This is a genomic window from Candidatus Paceibacterota bacterium, from assembly GCA_035404205.1.
Taxonomy (GTDB): domain Bacteria; phylum Patescibacteriota; class Minisyncoccia; order UBA6257; family JAVHQB01; genus JAVHQB01.
The window spans coordinates 101,978-118,649 of sequence record DAONGQ010000001.1 but is presented as its reverse complement, the minus strand read 5'-3'; the positions used below and the strand labels follow the sequence as shown (position 1 = coordinate 118,649).

The window sequence follows — 16,672 nt, the reverse complement described above, 5'->3', positions numbered from 1 at the left end:
TGGAGGAGAACTGCTAAGCCATTGGAACCAAGTCTCGTAGGTTTGAAGAACTTTATCTTAGACCAAATTGTCGCCCGTGGATTTGGTTTAGTAGTTAGATTGTTTTCTCTGATAGCGTATTTATTGCTCACATTAATTGTTATGCCAGTTCTATTGATGATTCTCATTATTTGGGTAATCTTGCCGGTCATGGGGGCAACTTTTTTAATAGCGTGGATTAAACATCTTTGGTAATGGATTTACAAAATTTAGATTGGAACGGGAATAGGTCATATATTAAAGCGGCCAGGGCTGCTCGCCTCCTTCTGCGCCCCTGGTTGCGTTTTTTGTTGATTCTTATCGTATTTTTAGGCTTTAGCCTATTTGTCTTGGCTTATCAAAATGAAGATGCCAATATATCTGCTGGGCCGATTGCTATAGCAGTAGTCCTTTTCATGATACTTAAGTTTAGCGGTAGTTATTTCAGACAGTTGGAGTTGAAAAATGTTTACAGCCAGTCTCTGAGCGACCATGCCTCCGTTTTTACGGTAACTGATTTTGAAACGGCTTTGATCTTAGGAAGCGCTGATTTAAATAATCCTGATTTAAAAAAAATATTCAGGGAACTATTAAAAACAGCCAAGGTGCGCTTTATTGCCGCTAAACTTAATCTTAGCCTCAAGGATTTAGCCGGTTTGGAAAAGAGCATATTATTTTCTAACCCGCAAGAAGGTTTAAATACCATAATGGTTACAGCCCTAACAGAAATGCAGAATAGTGGCGAAAGTTATCTTTCTCCGGCCAACCTTTTCTACGGTTTCATAGGCAACCTGACCAATAGAGAATTATTCTTAGCCCAATTAGAACTGAGTTTAGAGGATATCGCCAACCTTTGTTTTTGGAGCAATGCCAATTTTGACAAAAAAAGAAAACAGCCGACCCTAACAGACAAACTTAAAATCTCTCAAGGCGGATTGGGAAGAAATTGGGCTTTTGGCTATACGCCATACTTAGAACAATATGGGCAAGAGATTACTGACAGTCACAGATTTCAATCCGTCTCTATGGAGGGGCGGGAAGAAGTTTTAGAGAAAGTAGGTCTTATTTTAAGCCGAGATAAAAAAAATAGCTGTTTGATTGTTGGCCCCTTGGGCGGCGGCAAAAGCAGCTTGGTGACCTCATTGGCAGAAAAAATTTATTATGGCAAATCGCAAAAAGAGATAGCTTATAAAAGAGTAGTCCAGTTGAATTTGGATCAAGTTATTGCTGATACTACTGAAAAAACCAAAGAAATTTTAATTAAAATTTTTACCGAAGCGGCAAAGGCTGGGAATATTATTCTGCTCATAGAAGATATAGAAAGATTCTTTAGCAGTGATGAAATCACTAGCGATGATAATATTGCCCAAGTGTTCTCTTCTTTTTTGGTGAATCCTGATTTTAGATTAGTGGCTACAGCTACTAGCAGCGCCTATCAGACCTATATCGCTCCGAGAGTTGGCTTGGCAGCTAATTTGGAAGTGGTGCCTATGCCACCGGCCAATTTTAAGGAGACAATAAGGGTGATGGAAGATTTGGCGCCCCAATTTGAGAAAAAATATCGACTGGCTATCACCTACGGCGCCTTGATTCAAATTTATCAAGTGGCTGACAAGTTTATTAGCGTTAAGGATTTTCCAGGCAAAGCCCTTACCCTAATGGATGGAATATGTTTTGCTGCTCACAACCAGAAGAAGCAAATTTTGGACAAGAACCTTACCAATCAATTAGCCGAAGCCATTTTAAATATTCCGATTAATTCCTTTAATGCCACAGAAAAAGAAAAATTGCTGAATTTAGAAAACATTATTCATACTCGAGTGATAGGCCAAGAGGAAGCAGTGAGCGCAGTCGCCAATGCTTTAAGAAGAGCGCGCACTCAGATAAAAAATAGCGATAAACCTTTAGGCAGTTTTCTTTTTCTAGGTCCTACCGGTGTTGGTAAGACAGAACTTGCCAAAGCCTTGGCCTGGAGCTATTTTGGCAGTGAAAATAGCATGGTACGATTAGATATGAGCGAATATCAAACTCGCGAGGCGGCTAACCGTTTATTGGGACACAAGGCTACTGGCGGGGAAGAGCTGGAAGAAGGTGACTTCATCAAAGCCGTGCGGCAAACGCCTTTTTGCGTGGTACTCTTAGATGAAATAGAAAAAGCCCATTCAGACATTTTAAATTTATTCTTGCAGGTTTTAGATGAAGGTTACCTCACGGACGGCATGGGGAATAAAGTCAGTTTCAGCCAAACTATTATTATAGGCACTTCTAATGCCGGAGCTAATTTAATTCGGGAGGAAGTAATTAACAATGTGCCTCTCGAGCAAGTGAGCAACCATTTGCTGGATTACCTGCAGAAGGAAAATATTTATAGGCCAGAATTTCTTAACAGGTTTGACGGCATTATTGTCTTCAAACCATTGACCCAAGAGCAGATTCTTAAAATAGCCGACCTGACATTTAAAAAGACTCAAGCGCAAATGAAGTTGAAGGGTTATATTGTCTATCTAGGTGAAGGCGTTTTAGAATATTTGGCGCGTTTAGGCTATCAACCAGAATTAGGCGCCAGGCCCATGAACAGGGTTTTTCAAGACAAACTCGAAAGTTTATTAGCTCTTAAAATGTTGAACGGAACCTTGGTCAAAGGCGTTCCTTTCACTGTTAACTTAAAAGACCTCAATTGAATATGATTACTCAAAAGTTAGTTGATGGGAATATCACGATGCAATACAGTATTAACCCGCTTAATCGTTACCATAAATCGATAAACTTAATTCTAACTACTGTTCTTAAGATTGGCTTAATAATTTTGGTAGCGCTGATTTATTTAGGTTTGATTCTTATCGTTGCGGCCAAATTTAAGAATCTAGGAATATTTTAAGGCAATGACGCAAGAAGAAGCCTTGGCGGTTTTAAAGTGCGGCTACAATGTTTTTATTACCGGTGCTGCCGGTTCAGGCAAGACCTATCTTTTAAAGAAATATATTGATTACTTGCGGACTCATGGCGTAGGGGTAGGGGTCACAGCTTCCACAGGTATTGCGGCTACACATTTAGATGGTACCACTATTCATTCGTGGTCTGGTTTAGGAATTAAAGAGACCTTAACGGAGGATGAATTGAAAAAGTTGAGTCGCAAACCATACCTAAAAGAAAGATTCAAAAAAACGCATGTTTTAATTATTGACGAGGTCTCTATGCTCTCGCAAGAACAATTTGAGAGCTTGGATTTGATCTGCCGAAAATTAAAAAAGAATGAGGAACCATTCGGCGGTATGCAAATAATTTTGGGTGGAGATTTCTTTCAATTGCCGCCAGTAGGAAAAGAAGATTCTTTCGTATGCGAGTCCCTCCTCTGGAAAACAGCCAATTTTAAAATTTGCTATTTAGAAGGACAATACAGACATTTGGATAAAAAATTTATTTATCTTTTGGATTCAGTTCGCCAAAATCAGGTCCTTGGTCAGGCTTTAGATTTACTGAAAAAATCATTAACGGGAGAAAAAGACATTTCTCATATAACCACCAAGCTCTACACCCACAATGCCAATGTTGACGAGATTAATAACCAGGAGTTGGAAGCCATGCCAGGCAAAGCTGTTAGCTATACGATGTCTTGCTATGGCGATGAACATTTAGTCAAGAATTTAAAAAATAGTTGTTTGGCTAGCGAAGAGCTCGTTTTAAAGAAAGGGGCTTTGGTGATGTTTTTAAAAAACAATTTTGATTTGGGCTATGTGAACGGCACTATAGGAACAGTGAGCGAATGTGAACCAGGAAATAATCCGGTAGTTTTAACGAGAGACGGCCGCTATATAACAGTACCTTTGGCCAGTTGGGAGATAGAAGACGAGCTGGGCAAGAATGTTTTGGCTATGGTGCAACAGTATCCCTTACGTTTAGCTTGGGCCATGACTGTTCATAAAAGTCAGGGCATAACTTTAGATGAAGCTCTCATAGACCTTTCCCATTCTTTTACTCCAGGCATGGGTTATGTGGCTCTTTCTAGGGTACGGACTCTAGAGGGCTTACATTTATTAGGATTTAATGATATTGCCCTCAAAGTCAGTAAGAAGGCCATTAAATTAGATAAAATATTTTTTGAACAATCACAAAAGTTGCAGCAAGAAATGTTTAAAACAAATGCTTACAAAAATCGCCAAAAAGAATATATGGATTGGCTGCAAACTTTTAGCGAGGCTTGAAAAAAATAATTAAAGTGCTATCATCTCCGAGTTGTTCTTTACAAAGCTATTAGGCAATTAAGTGAGAATCACTAGGTGGCGCTTACTTAATTGCTTAGCCATAAACAAACAAGGAGGCGGGAGATGAGAACCAACAGCAATGAGTTAATAGACGACATAGAGGGACTGCTTAATTTAGTAGAAAAGAGGACTGTCGTTTGGCAAAAACTGGGAGAAAGGCATTGTCGAGTAATGTTTTGCGAAGAGGGAGGGCAGGCCGAGGGAAAAGAAAGAAAGGCAGAGACCGAGAAGGATATGCTATTTAGTATCGTTCATCAACCCACCAATGATTTGGTGATTGTTCATTGTAACGCAGAACATAAACTTGCTTTAAGGGTATGTTTAGCCCTTCTCAAGAAAGGCGCAGATGTGCGTTGTTTCGCTCATAATGACAATGAAAAGGTGAAGGACGTTATTTTTGATACGACGGCTATTAATTTCTGCCAGTTTGTGAAAAACCTGCAACAGATCGCGGACGAGCTCCGATTGACATTGTGTCTTGGCAGTCAGCCATTGAGCGACTATCGGAAGGGCCTGTTTTTCGTGCGGCTGAAAGATTTGCATGGCACCTCAAAGCTGGTGGGCGTCCTTACTCAACCTAACAATACCCTCAGGGTAACGATCCTAGACCGGTCAATAAGTTTACCCTTTCTCGTGGCCCATTTTGACGAGCGCTGCTATCATCTGATAATCAGAAGAGCGGTGCCAACTGATATGGGAAGAAAGGCAGTGACTTTATATGACTGGTATCCTTGAGAAGAAACTGGATTTTTCCAGCGCACATTTAAAAGCAGTTATCATTAGTCTTGATAGCTGCTTTTTTCTTTGTCCGAGCAACTCTAACATCTTGCCAGATTAAATTTTATATTGTATAAATTAACTATATTAGCCAAACGTTTGGCTATCAGCAGCACTGTTACAAGTGGAAAGAAAGGGGGTAAAAAAATGGGAACAAAGGAAGTAAGGCATGATGGGTTTAATCTGTCTCGAATGTCTCGGCGGGCACGCGTTCTGATTATAGACACAAGCATACTCATGTATGAAGCGCGCGCTATCGAAACTTTTCAGGACAATGTGGTAGTTTTGGGAATTCGGTCATCAGAGGAGCTAGATAAACTCAAAGAAAGCGATTCTCAAAAGAAATCGCTAGCAGCTCGCAATGCTATTCGCGTGCTTTCCGATTATGAAGCTAGGGGAAGTTTGAAAAATGGCGTCTCGACAGGAGAGGGTTTTTTAGTGGTTGATGATGATGGCGAGGACTGGGAAGACTTGCCGTCTAATATCAAGCAAAATGATACTAATGCTTTGCTTGCTATTGCCAACCATTGGAGAAAAAAGATAAACGGGTATCCCTACGATGGTGACAAACCCAGAGTGGCAATTGTGACCAAAAACATGAGTCTAAGGTTTAAGGCTAACTCTTGTGGCATACCTGCCGAGAATTATGAACACGACAGACTGATTAGCGATATGAAAGATCTTTATACTGGTCTGATACAGATTGAGTTAAAAGAGGAGGAGCAGTCTCTGCTCTATAATCTTTGTCATGAGGGTTCCTTGAAACTCTCCCAGTTACCTAAATCCCTTTACGAAAAAAACTTATTTTCTAACCAATTTGTTCGTTTCCTTACTAGTAAGGACCAGATTGGTTACGGCATTTACAAGGCCGATAGGGATGAAATAGTGTTTGTAAGGTTTCAGGATAAGCAAAAAGGGAAAATAGTCCCTCTCAATCCCGAGCAAGCTTGTGCTGAAAACCTGCTTTATGACAAAGAAATTATCTTGGTTACTTTGGTAGGTGAGGCTGGCACAGGCAAAACGCTATTAAGTTTGAATGCTGGTCTGAACCAGGTAACAAGGGGTCTTTACGATAAACTTATCGTATTTAGACCTAATATTGAAGTGGGAAGGGAGATAGGATTTCTTAAGGGTGACTTGGCTGATAAAATGGCTCCTTGGAGAAGTCCCATTGAAGAGGCCATTCGCCGCATCTATTCATTGGAGGGCAAGGATGCTAATGTAAGCGATACCCTCGCAATGATGATGCGCGAAGGTATACTAGAGGTAAGACCCATAAACTTCGAGAGAGGCGACTCCATTCACAATGCCTTTATCATTGTGGAGGAAGGACAGAACTTGCGGCCAAGCGATCTAAGGATGTTAATTACTCGAGTAGCCGAAGGCTCCAAGATAGTTATCAATGGAGACCTGACGCAAATCGATGACCCGTTTCTTGATTTTGGGTCGAGTGGTCTCACAAAAGTGGTCGAGAAATTCAAAGGTCTAAGACTGAGCGATGGTGGAACTGTCGGTCACATTACTTTGGTCAAGACCGAGAGGTCAGCTATCGCAGAAATGGCGGCTAGAATCTTAGCCTAACCTAGCTCTTTATTTATTTACTGGGCCCCGCATATCAGCGGGGTCTTTTTGTCTAATTATCCACCTTGACGATATAAAATTATTGAGTTATGGTAAAGGTCTAGCACTTATACAATGAAAACAGGAGGTGGTGTCCATGTAACACACTTTATTGAATGAATGGCAGTGGGTTGATAGTTGTGACAACTAAATGTATGGGAAAGGATAGGAGGTAACAAATGAGTGAACAAATGAACGAGGGACTAATCTCCCTAATGATAGGGGTAAGCGCACTATGTTTTACAAACAAACTGAATCTCAGGGTAGCTAAATCCATGACCACAATAGAACGCATCGAAAAGTTTGAGGCCATGGAAGGGCGTTCTGATTTGAAAAAACTCTATACAGATTCTCATCTGAAGTGGCAGGTTTATGTGCCAGATGAGAATCCGAAGTTGTCATTCGGTGTGTATTATAAAGGGTGCCGGGGGAGCAAACTCGGAGTCGCTATATTTGAGTTGACTCCAGAGTTTTTCAGTAAATACAGTGTTTTTGAAAACACTGAATTCTGGGAAATTCCGGAAAGAGTCTCTCTGGTACCAATCTATGGGGTAATTTGGAGCCTGACAACTCAACCACAGATTTGCCACTGCGGTGATTAAATAGGTGATTCTTATGGATAACCCTATTGAAAACCGCATCCATTTTTATAGGAACCTGAAACAAGCAGTAAATCAGGTTCATTTGGTGGAATCAGTCTCTCCGTCTATAGGGATGTCTGGCGGTGTGCCTGATATTCTTTTAGACACTTTTGAAGACAACTGCCTCTTGGTAACATATAGCGAGGAACTCTGCCACGGGCTTCTCACTGTTTGCTTTAATGTTTGGGGAAAGTTTACCCCAAAAGATAGTTTGTTTATAATGGGAGTGAAGCCTCATTATGCAAACACCTTTTGCGGGTCGATTCTTCCCAAACTGAAACGCAATTGTTCGGCGGTTGACCTGATTATTTATTCGGAAGTGCAAAATCGACCGCTTGAACTCTATTGTAACTTCTAATTTTAGAGCCCCAGAGCATTCTGGGGCCTATTTTTTTGTTTGCTAAATAAAGACCAGAGTTTTATACTGAAGCATAGCTTATGAAAAGGAACATTTTAATCATTATTCTCTCTGTGGCTTTAATCAGCCTAGGGGCCGTTGTAGCCTATAAAGTTTTTAATGATAAAATACTTTCTTCTACGTCTTTTTCTCGACAAGGGGGAATAGACACTAACTATTTTAGATTAAAGTTGCCTCCGGGTTGGGAAACTCAAGAGCCAGCGCCAGAACCATTTCTCCTTAAAGCAACATACGTGAAAAATGGTTCACAAGACCCCTTAGCCCGAAAAATTAACTATAGAACTAATCTCTCTATTGCTCATGAAACGCTAGAAGGAGAAACACTGGCAACCTATGCCAGCCTTTTAGAGGCTAAAATAAAGAGCTTGCAAGACAAGACCATTATTCGTTCGGAAAGCCAAACAATCTTTAATAACAATTCGGCTTATCTGATAGATGCAGAAACTAAAGACAATAATATAGAGTTAAAAAATATTATTGTCGTGATTCAGGGGGAAAGGGATGATGCTTGGGTCATAAGTCTCAATACCACTAAATTAGATTGGGACAATATGGCTTTCCAGTTCTATGAAGTTCTTAATAGTTTTCAATTGAAATAATGAAAACAATAATTTATCCCAATATAGACGGAGTAATTGTTTTGGGGGGTGGACTAATCTCTAGCGGTGGGCTTTCTCAAGAATCTGTACAAAGATTATTGGCGGGGGTTAATATTTTTAAAACAAATAACGCAAAATATCTAATTCTTAGCGGTAATGGTTCTTGGCAACATCGGTTGCCTTTGGCAAAAACCGAAGCTAGTCTTATGGCAGATTTAGCAGTAAAAAGGGGGGTTAGCAAAAAAGCGATTATTAAAGAGACAAAATCTTTAGATACAATAGGCAATGCTTATTTTACAAAAACTTTAATAGATGAATATAAACTAGGAAAAAGCTTTTTAATTATTACTTCTGATTATCATCTAAAGCGAGCGAAATGGCTATTTCTCACGGTATTTGGTAATCAATATAAATTGATTTTTAAAAGCATTAACCCTAAATTAACGTTCAAAAAATCTCAATTGAAATGGCAGAGAGATTCTAAAATATTGAAATATACTAAAAGATTATTTAGTGATTATAAAATCAAAAACGAAGAAAACCTTAAAACTTTCCTATTAACTAATCACCCTTTCTATGTTGCAGAAATAAAACGTGTAGGAATTCTTGAGGAGGAAGAGAAAAGATATAAAGTAAATTTTATCAATATTTAGTTAACCATGATACCCAATTTTCTAATGCAAAAAATGGTTGAGAATCAATTAAAATCTTTGCCTGCCGATAAAAAAGAAAAAATTATTTCTCTGATTGACAACAATCCAGATTTTTTTAAAGAAATGGCAGAGGATATTCAGAAAGAATTAGCAAGTGGTAAAAATAGGATGGCAGCAGCCATGGCAGTAGCGCAAAAAAATGAGCAAAGGTTAAAAGAGCTACTTGAAAAGAGCGAAAATTAGGATTAAAGTAATAATAACAACCTAAATTAATAATTATGCAAAATTATTTGGCCTTGTTAAACAATCGCTACATCTTAATTCCATTGCTTCTTTGGTCTTTAGTTTGGAAAGGCTTAGCGCTTTGGCGAGCGGCTAAACTTGACCAAAAATATTGGTATATTATCCTTTTAGGAATAAATACGATGGGCGTTTTAGAAATTCTTTATCTTTATGTTTTTAGCAGACCTCGCCACAAATAGACCTCATTTATGAAATTGCTGTTCTTAGAATCATATCTGGCTTGCATCAAAAATAGCGTTAAGAGCCATGCTTTTAGAAATTTTTACGCTGAAATTAACGGTCAAACTAAAGATATCCTGAATGGCGGGGTCACTAGTTGCGCCTTTTTTGTGTCATCAATTCTGCTTACTTTTGGGCTCATCAAAGCAAACCATTTGACAGTGGAGGGGCTACTCAAAGATTTAAAGAAATCTGGGTGGTATGAAATCAGCCAACCATTACCAGGCAGTGTTTTATTGTGGGAAGAGAAGCGAGGGCATAAACATTTAGGCTTTCTAATAACTCCGGGAAAAGCAGTGAGCAATTCGGCGACTACACATTGCCCCGAAATTCACTCTTGGAATTATAACGGCAACCGCAAAGTAATAGCGGCTTATTGGCACAAGAGGTTGGAGAATAACAGTTTTAACTAACAGTATGGTAAAATTACACTTTTTTAAAATCAATTTAACTAGGATTTGTTACCATTTGGTCCTATCGGATATTTTATTTTTAGGCGCTTGGGGGTTAACTAGCCCTATCATGGCTCTGTTTATTACCAGCAGAGTTTTTCAAGCTACTTCGGTTACAGTGGGCACCTGCACTTTTTTATATTTTTTGATGCAGTCTATTTTCCAAATTCCTATTGCTCGTTTTTTGGATAATAAAGCAGGGGAAAGAGACGAATTCTATTGTTTGTTTGGCGGAGTAGTTTTATCGGGCTTAACGGCTGTTTGTTATATGGCTGTAAGAGACCCTATCAGTTTATATTTGGCGGCTTCCATGCAAGGGTTGGGTATGGCCATGTATATGCCGGCATGGTCTTCTACTTTTTCGCGTCATTTAAATCCAGGAAAGGTAGCGATGGCTTATGCTGTTGATAATACCGCTCAAGGAATTTCTACTGCCTGCTTTGGATTACTGGGGGGTGTTGTTTATAAATTTTGGGGAGGGAATATTTTATTTTTGACGATAGCTATCTTATCCGTCCCGGCGGCTTTTGTCATACTTTTGGCGCCAGATATGCTGATTCCCCGCCTCAAACACTTCTCTTTGCCTCAAAAAAAATGGGCTTAAGAGTGCTGGGCGAGGTCTTAAGGTATTCTTTACTTTAAGAGAGTTTTGAGCCATAATGGCAAGTCAATAACCCTATATGAACCCATTTTATGGGCATTTTTAAGTTAAAATCTAGTTTCCAACCTACTGGCGACCAACCTCAAGCGATAGACAAATTGGTTAGGGGGTTAGAAAAGAACTTGCCTTTCCAAACGCTTCTAGGAGTAACCGGTTCCGGTAAAACTTTTACTATGGCGAATGCCATTAGTCATTTTGATAAACCTGTTTTAGTAATGGCGCCCAATAAGTCTTTGGCTGCCCAACTTTACAACGAATATAAAAATTTTTTTCCCGAGAACTCTGTTAACTATTTTGTGTCTTATTACGATTACTACCAACCAGAAGCTTACTTGCCGACTACAGATACCTACATAGACAAAGAGGCTACTATTAATGAGGAAATAGATAAACTAAGGCACAGGGCTACTACGGCCTTAATGACCCGCCGCGACGTGATTGTAGTGGCTTCAGTATCTTGCATTTATAATTTAGGCTTGCCCACCAATTACTGGCAATCAGCCCTTCATTTAGAAGTGGGCCAGTTATTAACTAGAGGCGATCTTTTAAAGCAATTAATTAAGCTTCAATTTACAAGAACCAATAGCGTCATAAAAAGAGGGTTCTTTAGAACTAGGGGGGACATAGTGGAAATTATGCCTGCCAGTGGTGACCATATTTTTAGGGTGGAGTTGAAGAATCAAAGGATAGAAACAATAAATTTGGTAGACAGCCAAACTTTAAATATTAAGGAAAACCTCACCGAAGCAATTATCTTCCCTTCCAAACATTTTGTAGCCACGGAACCGCAAAGGGAGAAAGCTATAGAGAATATCAAAGCGGAACTGGATGAAAGGTTGCAGTATTTTAGAAAGGAAAAATTATTTTTAGAAGAAGAACGCTTAAAGAGGCGGACTGTTTACGACCTGGAAATGTTGAGGTCGATAGGTTATTGCCATGGCATAGAAAATTATTCACGGCATTTAAATGGAAAATTGGCCGGTGAACCGCCAGATACTCTTTTAGAATATTTTCCCAAAAAAGATGGTCGGCCAGATTTCCTCACTATTATGGACGAGTCCCATATCGGTCTTCCCCAGGTGAGGGGAATGTACGAGGGCGATCGAAGCCGTAAGAAAGCTCTAGTGGAATATGGTTGGCGCTTGCCTTCGGCTTTGGATAATCGCCCCCTTAAGTTTAATGAATTTTTGGAGCGTATCGGAAATACTATTTTTACTTCAGCGACACCGGGAGAATGGGAAATCAATCATTCCGGCAAAGTGGTCGAGCAGGTCATCAGGCCCACGGGGTTGGTAGACCCCCAGATAGAGATAAGACCTGTTTTTGATAAGGATAAAAATAGAAGCCAGATTAATGATTTCATTGACGAAATTACCGCTTTAGTGAAGAAAAAAGAGAGGGTAATGGCTAATGTTCTCACGAAGAGCATGGCAGAGGATTTAACGGAATTTTTGAAGAAAAAAGGTTTTAAATGCCAGTACATGCATTCTGACACCCTGACGATTGAACGCACTCGCATTTTGACTGATTTCAGAAAGGGCAAGTATGATGTGCTCATTGGGGTCAATCTTTTAAGAGAGGGCTTGGATTTACCGGAAGTGACTTTAGTGGCAATTTTTGATGCCGATAGGGAGGGATTCTTGCGTAACGAAAGCTCGCTGATTCAAACTATGGGCCGCGCCAGCAGAAATGTTTCCGGCAAAGTTATTCTTTACGCAGATACAATCACAGGCTCTATTAAAAATGCCATGCGAGAAGTAGAAAGAAGAAGAAAAATTCAATTAGCTTATAATAAAAAGAATCATATTACTCCCACTACTATTAAGAAAAGTATTGAGAATTTACTTAATTTTGATTAAAAGCTTATGGACCCAGACAAAATAATTATCAAGGGTGCGCGTGTGCACAATTTGAAAAATATAGACGTAGAAATACCAAAAAATAAATTGGTTGTTTTTACTGGCCTGTCAGGCAGCGGAAAATCTTCTCTAGCTTTTGATACCATTTTTGCTGAAGGGCAGCGACGCTATATAGAATCTTTGTCTCCTTACGCTCGTCAATTTTTAGGAGAAATGGACAGGCCCGATGTAGACGAGATTACTGGTTTGTCTCCGGCCATAGCTATAGACCAGCGGGCTTTAAGCCATAATCCGCGGTCTACTGTCGGCACACTAACAGAAATTTATGATTATTTAAGAGTTCTATATGCGCGTTTGGGGGAAGTTTTTTGTCCTGTTTGCGGCAGAAAAATCCAAAAGCTTTCGCCAGAGGAAATAGTGGATATTATTATCAATGAGGGCCATGAGTTGAAAGAAGAAACCGTGACGATTATGTCTCCGATTGTGCGGTCTCGCAAGGGCGAATATTATCAGATGCTCTACGATTACCTTAATTTGGGCTATGGGCAAGCGCGGGTGGATGGCGTATTAAAATCATTAAGAGAGCCACTGATTTTATCTCGCTACAAGAACCATAGCATTGATATAGTAGTCGATAGGGTAACGCTGAAAGACGAGAGCCGTTTGTTTGAAGCGGTAGAAAATGCTTTGGAATACAGCAAAGGTTTGGTGACGGTTATTTTTAGGGAAGGAGATTCGGAAAAAGGCGCCCAAGAAACTCTTCTTTCCAGTTTATGGACTTGCCCAGATGATAATTTCGCTTTTCCCGAGATAGAACCGCGCCTTTTCTCTTTTAACAGCCCGTCCGGCGCTTGCGAAGAATGCCATGGGCTTGGTCGTATTGGTTTTGAATTAGATAAAATTTGTCCCAAGTGTGAGGGCAAAAGATTAAAGCCAGAAGCTCTCTCTATCAAAATAAAAAATAAAAATATTTATGAAGTTACTAAATTAACAATAGAAGAAGCTTATGATTTTTTTACCAGTTATCAGGCGGGACTGAATGAAAAGCAATTAAAAATTGCCATCAATCTTCTGAAAGAAATTAACGACCGTCTCAAATTTATGTTAGAGGTGGGTTTGAATTATCTTTCTCTTAATCGTGAAGCAGAAACTTTATCTGGAGGCGAGGCGCAAAGAATTAGGTTGGCTTCTCAGATCGGTTCCCAGCTTTCGGGAACCCTATATGTTCTCGATGAGCCCACCATTGGTCTGCATGAAAGAGACACGGTAAAACTAATCAACACCTTAAATATTTTAAAAAATCAGGGCAACACTTTAGTGATAGTTGAGCATGATGAAAAAACAATAGCGGCCTCGGATTATTTAGTTGATTTAGGGCCAGGAGCGGGCGCTAATGGGGGCGAAGTAGTAGCCATGGGGGACAGGGCTACTCTTTTGAAAAATCACAATAAATTCCCCCGTTCCCTTACCTTAAAATATTTGACTGGTATTAATAAAATTTCTCTTCCGGAAAAAAGACGGTCTAAGGCTACTGAAGAAATTAAAATCATAGGCGCCAACAAAAATAATTTAAAGAATACTGATGTAAGCTTTCCTTTAAGAAAATTAGTAGTGTTAACAGGCGTCTCCGGCAGTGGAAAATCCACCTTACTTTACGACGTGCTTTATAAAAATTTAATACATATCAAAAATCATTTTAATAGGCCACTAGAAGGGTGCAGCAAACTTACCGGCAGCGAATATATCGATAAAGTGGTTGTTGTAGACCAGTCTCCTATAGGCAGGAGTCCCCGCTCTAACCCAGCCACTTATACAGGAATTTGGGGACCTATTAGAGATTTTTATGCCGAGTTACCCGATTCTCGAGAACGTGGCTACAATGCTTCGCGTTTTTCTTTTAATGTGGCCGGCGGACGCTGTGAAGCTTGCGAAGGAGCTGGCTTTAATATTATTGAGATGCATTTCATGCCATCTATTATGGTAAAATGCGATGTTTGCAATGGAAAAAGATTTAATCGGGAGACTCTGCAAGTAAAATATAAGGGCAAAAATATTAGTGATATTCTAAATCTCACGGTAGAAGAAGCTGCTGATTTTTTTAAAGATAATTGGCAAATAGCCGACAAACTAAAAGTGCTTCAAAGTGTAGGGTTGGGCTACTTACAGCTGGGGCAATCGGCCACCACTCTGTCAGGAGGCGAAGCCCAAAGAATTAAATTAGCTCGTGAATTAGTCCAGCCACTGGGTAGAAAAACTCTTTATTTATTAGACGAACCAACGGTAGGGCTTCATTATTATGATATTGAATTGTTGCTTAAGGTAATTAATAAGCTCATAGAAAAGGGCAATAGCGTAGTGGTGATAGAACATAATATGCAAATTATTAAATCTGCCGATTATGTAATAGACCTGGGGCCGGAAGGCGGTGACAAGGGCGGCAAATTGGTGGCTAAAGGTACACCCGAAGAGATAATTAAAAGCAAGAACTCTTATACTGGCCTATACTTAGCCGATTATTTAAAGAAAGAATAGCTTAACAGTCGCATTAAAACCCCTGAAACAATAATTTAGGGGTTTTAATTTAGCGATTTATGTCAATAAGCTTTTTTGACTAGACGATAGCCACGTGCTATAAGATATTGATTGCGAGCTCTTTTAAAATTAGGGAAAGCGAAGGAAACAGCGTGTCTAAGCTCGCAGCTAATCATACCAGAAGTTCTAACTTGCCCAAAAGAATTTAGGGCAAAAGACAAAGCGGGTCCTTACTCCTTTTTTCTCTCCTCGTAGGTGTTTTATAACAAGAACGCCATTTGGTCTCATCCGAGAATTGACAAGGGCTGAATAGGGTAAACTAACCTACTTAAGAAAGGGGGAAAGAATGAACACAGAAATCATGGCTCAGATTGAGAGAACCATTGGTGACGGTTTTCTTTCATCTAATACCAATGGCAAGATTCTCCTGAAGAAGCCGCGACAGTTTGTGCATGACGTCAATGGAGAAGTTTGTGTTACGGTTTCTATCCAACAATCTTCGACAGGGGTGATTATTCTGTCAGCCAACACCTTTGTAGCCCATGAACTTGGCGATTTTTTTAATTGGTTGGACATGCGCTGCTATAAGTACCGGTATAGCGATCCGGGACATTGCCTTTGCTCTTTGTAAGAGCGTACTTTGAATATTACCCCGAGATTTTTTCTCGGGGTTTTGTGTTATTGTTACGCGATTGTATCTGAAGCCCATTTATGTTACAATGGCAGAGTTAATCTATTTTAAAAATATGACAGCAAGAAAACCCAAAAAAGTAAGATTGGCTAATAAGAGAACGGCTTTGAAGGCCAAGCTCAAGAAAAAATAAAGAAATGCCCTTCGGGGGCATTTTTTGATTACTTTTAAAGCCTGGAATATAATGATTTTGTCTGAGAAGGCCTTAGTCTTTCTTGGCTGCCATGGAGGTAATGACAGCATCAAAATAGAGGGAAACTATAAAAAATGTATTAAAATTTATTTATGAAAAAAATTAATATTTTTGGTGTATTAATCATTTTAATCCTTGTGGCCTGGGGAATCCTCAGCCATGGATTTAAAGAAAATCCACTCGACCCTTTTTACCCGTTTATTATTCAAGATAAAACTGCCAATGAAAATCTTAAGGATGGAACTATCAGTATAAAATATCCGGTTACTAAATCCGCAGTTTTAAATCAGGCTATCAGCGATTTTATTACCACCCAGGAAACAGATTTTAAAAATAATATCAGCGGCCTTAGCGATATTAGCAGCGCCACAGGCAGCTTAGATATTAGCTATAAAAGCTATGTTTCTGACAGAATCGTGAGTTTGAATTTTGATATAAATAGCGATACTGGTGGCGCTCACGGCAATCTTAATACCATTACTTTTAATTATGATAAAGTGTTAGACAAGATGCTGGCTATCAAAGATATTTTTGTTGCGCAATCGAATTATCTTGCGCAATTGTCTAGCTTAGCCAAACCATTAATCAAAAGCAAATTGGCTCAATCCCAGTTCCAAGACGAGACCTGGCTAGAGGAAGGGGCGGGGGCTAAGGAAGAAAATTATCAGCGCTTCGTTTTTACTAAAGATGGGCTGACATTCTTTTTTGATCCTTACCAAGTAGCCCCTTACGCTGCCGGCTCTCAAGAGATTACTTTACCCTACCAAACTCTTG

General features: G+C 39.5%; 18 protein-coding genes. 17 read left to right on the top strand and 1 reads right to left on the bottom strand.

The window, feature by feature from the left end; all coding sequences use genetic code 11:
- Nucleotides 1-191: hypothetical protein (locus PK547_00570; protein ID HPR91222.1), on the bottom strand; the 191-nt coding region annotated here is incomplete at its 3' end.
- Between the two features lie 42 nt (nt 192-233).
- On the opposite strand from PK547_00570, the gene PK547_00565 reads away from it, so the two are divergent.
- The 17 genes from PK547_00565 to PK547_00485 all read left to right on the top strand — a co-directional run.
- A complete protein-coding gene (locus PK547_00565) occupies nt 234-2,699 on the top strand; it encodes an AAA family ATPase (GenBank protein ID HPR91221.1) in 2,466 nt (821 codons plus the stop codon).
- Nucleotides 2,700-2,701: 2 nt separating this feature from the next.
- Nucleotides 2,702-2,896, top strand: coding sequence for a hypothetical protein (locus PK547_00560; protein HPR91220.1), 195 nt, complete (start codon nt 2,702-2,704; stop codon nt 2,894-2,896).
- 4 nt (nt 2,897-2,900) lie between these two features.
- Nucleotides 2,901-4,220, top strand: coding sequence for a PIF1 family DEAD/DEAH box helicase (locus PK547_00555; GenBank protein HPR91219.1), 1,320 nt, complete (start codon nt 2,901-2,903; stop codon nt 4,218-4,220).
- A 123-nt stretch (nt 4,221-4,343) separates the two neighbouring features.
- Complete coding sequence (locus PK547_00550; GenBank protein HPR91218.1) at nt 4,344-5,015, top strand: hypothetical protein; 672 nt, start codon at nt 4,344-4,346, stop codon at nt 5,013-5,015.
- Nucleotides 5,016-5,126: 111 nt separating this feature from the next.
- Nucleotides 5,127-6,638 (top strand): PhoH family protein, encoded by a 1,512-nt coding sequence (locus PK547_00545; GenBank protein HPR91217.1) that lies wholly within the window; start codon nt 5,127-5,129, stop codon nt 6,636-6,638.
- A 218-nt stretch (nt 6,639-6,856) separates the two neighbouring features.
- On the top strand, nt 6,857-7,279 hold the full coding sequence (locus PK547_00540) for a hypothetical protein (protein ID HPR91216.1): 423 nt from the start codon (nt 6,857-6,859) through the stop codon (nt 7,277-7,279).
- A gap of 13 nt (nt 7,280-7,292) precedes the next feature.
- Nucleotides 7,293-7,676, top strand: a complete 384-nt coding sequence (locus tag PK547_00535; protein HPR91215.1) for a hypothetical protein — start codon at nt 7,293-7,295, stop codon at nt 7,674-7,676.
- 80 nt (nt 7,677-7,756) lie between these two features.
- Nucleotides 7,757-8,335, top strand: coding sequence for a hypothetical protein (locus PK547_00530; GenBank protein ID HPR91214.1), 579 nt, complete (start codon nt 7,757-7,759; stop codon nt 8,333-8,335).
- Nucleotides 8,335-8,988, top strand: a complete 654-nt coding sequence (locus tag PK547_00525; GenBank protein ID HPR91213.1) for a YdcF family protein — start codon at nt 8,335-8,337, stop codon at nt 8,986-8,988. The genes PK547_00530 and PK547_00525 overlap by 1 nt, the downstream gene beginning before the upstream one ends.
- Before the next feature lie 33 nt (nt 8,989-9,021).
- Complete coding sequence (locus PK547_00520) at nt 9,022-9,231, top strand: hypothetical protein (GenBank protein ID HPR91212.1); 210 nt, start codon at nt 9,022-9,024, stop codon at nt 9,229-9,231.
- Between the two features lie 35 nt (nt 9,232-9,266).
- Nucleotides 9,267-9,470, top strand: a complete 204-nt coding sequence (locus PK547_00515) for a DUF5652 family protein (protein ID HPR91211.1) — start codon at nt 9,267-9,269, stop codon at nt 9,468-9,470.
- A gap of 9 nt (nt 9,471-9,479) precedes the next feature.
- On the top strand, nt 9,480-9,923 hold the full coding sequence (locus tag PK547_00510; protein HPR91210.1) for a hypothetical protein: 444 nt from the start codon (nt 9,480-9,482) through the stop codon (nt 9,921-9,923).
- A 4-nt stretch (nt 9,924-9,927) separates the two neighbouring features.
- The gene (locus PK547_00505; GenBank protein HPR91209.1) at nt 9,928-10,566 is read left to right on the top strand and encodes an MFS transporter; all 639 of its coding nucleotides are present in this window, start codon (nt 9,928-9,930) and stop codon (nt 10,564-10,566) included.
- 89 nt (nt 10,567-10,655) lie between these two features.
- A complete protein-coding gene (gene uvrB / locus PK547_00500) occupies nt 10,656-12,482 on the top strand; it encodes an excinuclease ABC subunit UvrB (protein ID HPR91208.1) in 1,827 nt (608 codons plus the stop codon).
- 6 nt (nt 12,483-12,488) lie between these two features.
- Nucleotides 12,489-15,014, top strand: a complete 2,526-nt coding sequence (gene uvrA, locus PK547_00495) for an excinuclease ABC subunit UvrA (protein ID HPR91207.1) — start codon at nt 12,489-12,491, stop codon at nt 15,012-15,014.
- A gap of 346 nt (nt 15,015-15,360) precedes the next feature.
- Nucleotides 15,361-15,645: a hypothetical protein gene (locus PK547_00490; protein ID HPR91206.1), complete on the top strand. Its 285-nt coding sequence runs from the start codon at nt 15,361-15,363 to the stop codon at nt 15,643-15,645.
- Nucleotides 15,646-15,990: 345 nt separating this feature from the next.
- Nucleotides 15,991-16,672, top strand: a 682-nt coding sequence (locus PK547_00485; GenBank protein HPR91205.1) for a DUF3298 domain-containing protein, incomplete at its 3' end; no start/stop codon positions are given.

What these genes read in the sequence shown, in the direction of transcription:
- PK547_00565 (HPR91221.1), top strand. Translation starts at nt 234, where the DNA reads ATGGATTTACAAAATTTAGATTGGAACGGGAATAGGTCATATATTAAA.
- PK547_00560 (HPR91220.1), top strand. Translation starts at nt 2,702, where the DNA reads ATGATTACTCAAAAGTTAGTTGATGGGAATATCACGATGCAATACAGT.
- PK547_00555 (HPR91219.1), top strand. Translation starts at nt 2,901, where the DNA reads ATGACGCAAGAAGAAGCCTTGGCGGTTTTAAAGTGCGGCTACAATGTT.
- PK547_00550 (HPR91218.1), top strand. Translation starts at nt 4,344, where the DNA reads ATGAGAACCAACAGCAATGAGTTAATAGACGACATAGAGGGACTGCTT.
- PK547_00540 (HPR91216.1), top strand. Translation starts at nt 6,857, where the DNA reads ATGAGTGAACAAATGAACGAGGGACTAATCTCCCTAATGATAGGGGTA.
- PK547_00535 (HPR91215.1), top strand. Translation starts at nt 7,293, where the DNA reads ATGGATAACCCTATTGAAAACCGCATCCATTTTTATAGGAACCTGAAA.
- PK547_00530 (HPR91214.1), top strand. Translation starts at nt 7,757, where the DNA reads ATGAAAAGGAACATTTTAATCATTATTCTCTCTGTGGCTTTAATCAGC.
- PK547_00525 (HPR91213.1), top strand. Translation starts at nt 8,335, where the DNA reads ATGAAAACAATAATTTATCCCAATATAGACGGAGTAATTGTTTTGGGG.
- PK547_00520 (HPR91212.1), top strand. Translation starts at nt 9,022, where the DNA reads ATGGTTGAGAATCAATTAAAATCTTTGCCTGCCGATAAAAAAGAAAAA.
- PK547_00515 (HPR91211.1), top strand. Translation starts at nt 9,267, where the DNA reads ATGCAAAATTATTTGGCCTTGTTAAACAATCGCTACATCTTAATTCCA.
- PK547_00510 (HPR91210.1), top strand. Translation starts at nt 9,480, where the DNA reads ATGAAATTGCTGTTCTTAGAATCATATCTGGCTTGCATCAAAAATAGC.
- PK547_00505 (HPR91209.1), top strand. Translation starts at nt 9,928, where the DNA reads ATGGTAAAATTACACTTTTTTAAAATCAATTTAACTAGGATTTGTTAC.
- uvrB (HPR91208.1), top strand. Translation starts at nt 10,656, where the DNA reads ATGGGCATTTTTAAGTTAAAATCTAGTTTCCAACCTACTGGCGACCAA.
- uvrA (HPR91207.1), top strand. Translation starts at nt 12,489, where the DNA reads ATGGACCCAGACAAAATAATTATCAAGGGTGCGCGTGTGCACAATTTG.
- PK547_00490 (HPR91206.1), top strand. Translation starts at nt 15,361, where the DNA reads ATGAACACAGAAATCATGGCTCAGATTGAGAGAACCATTGGTGACGGT.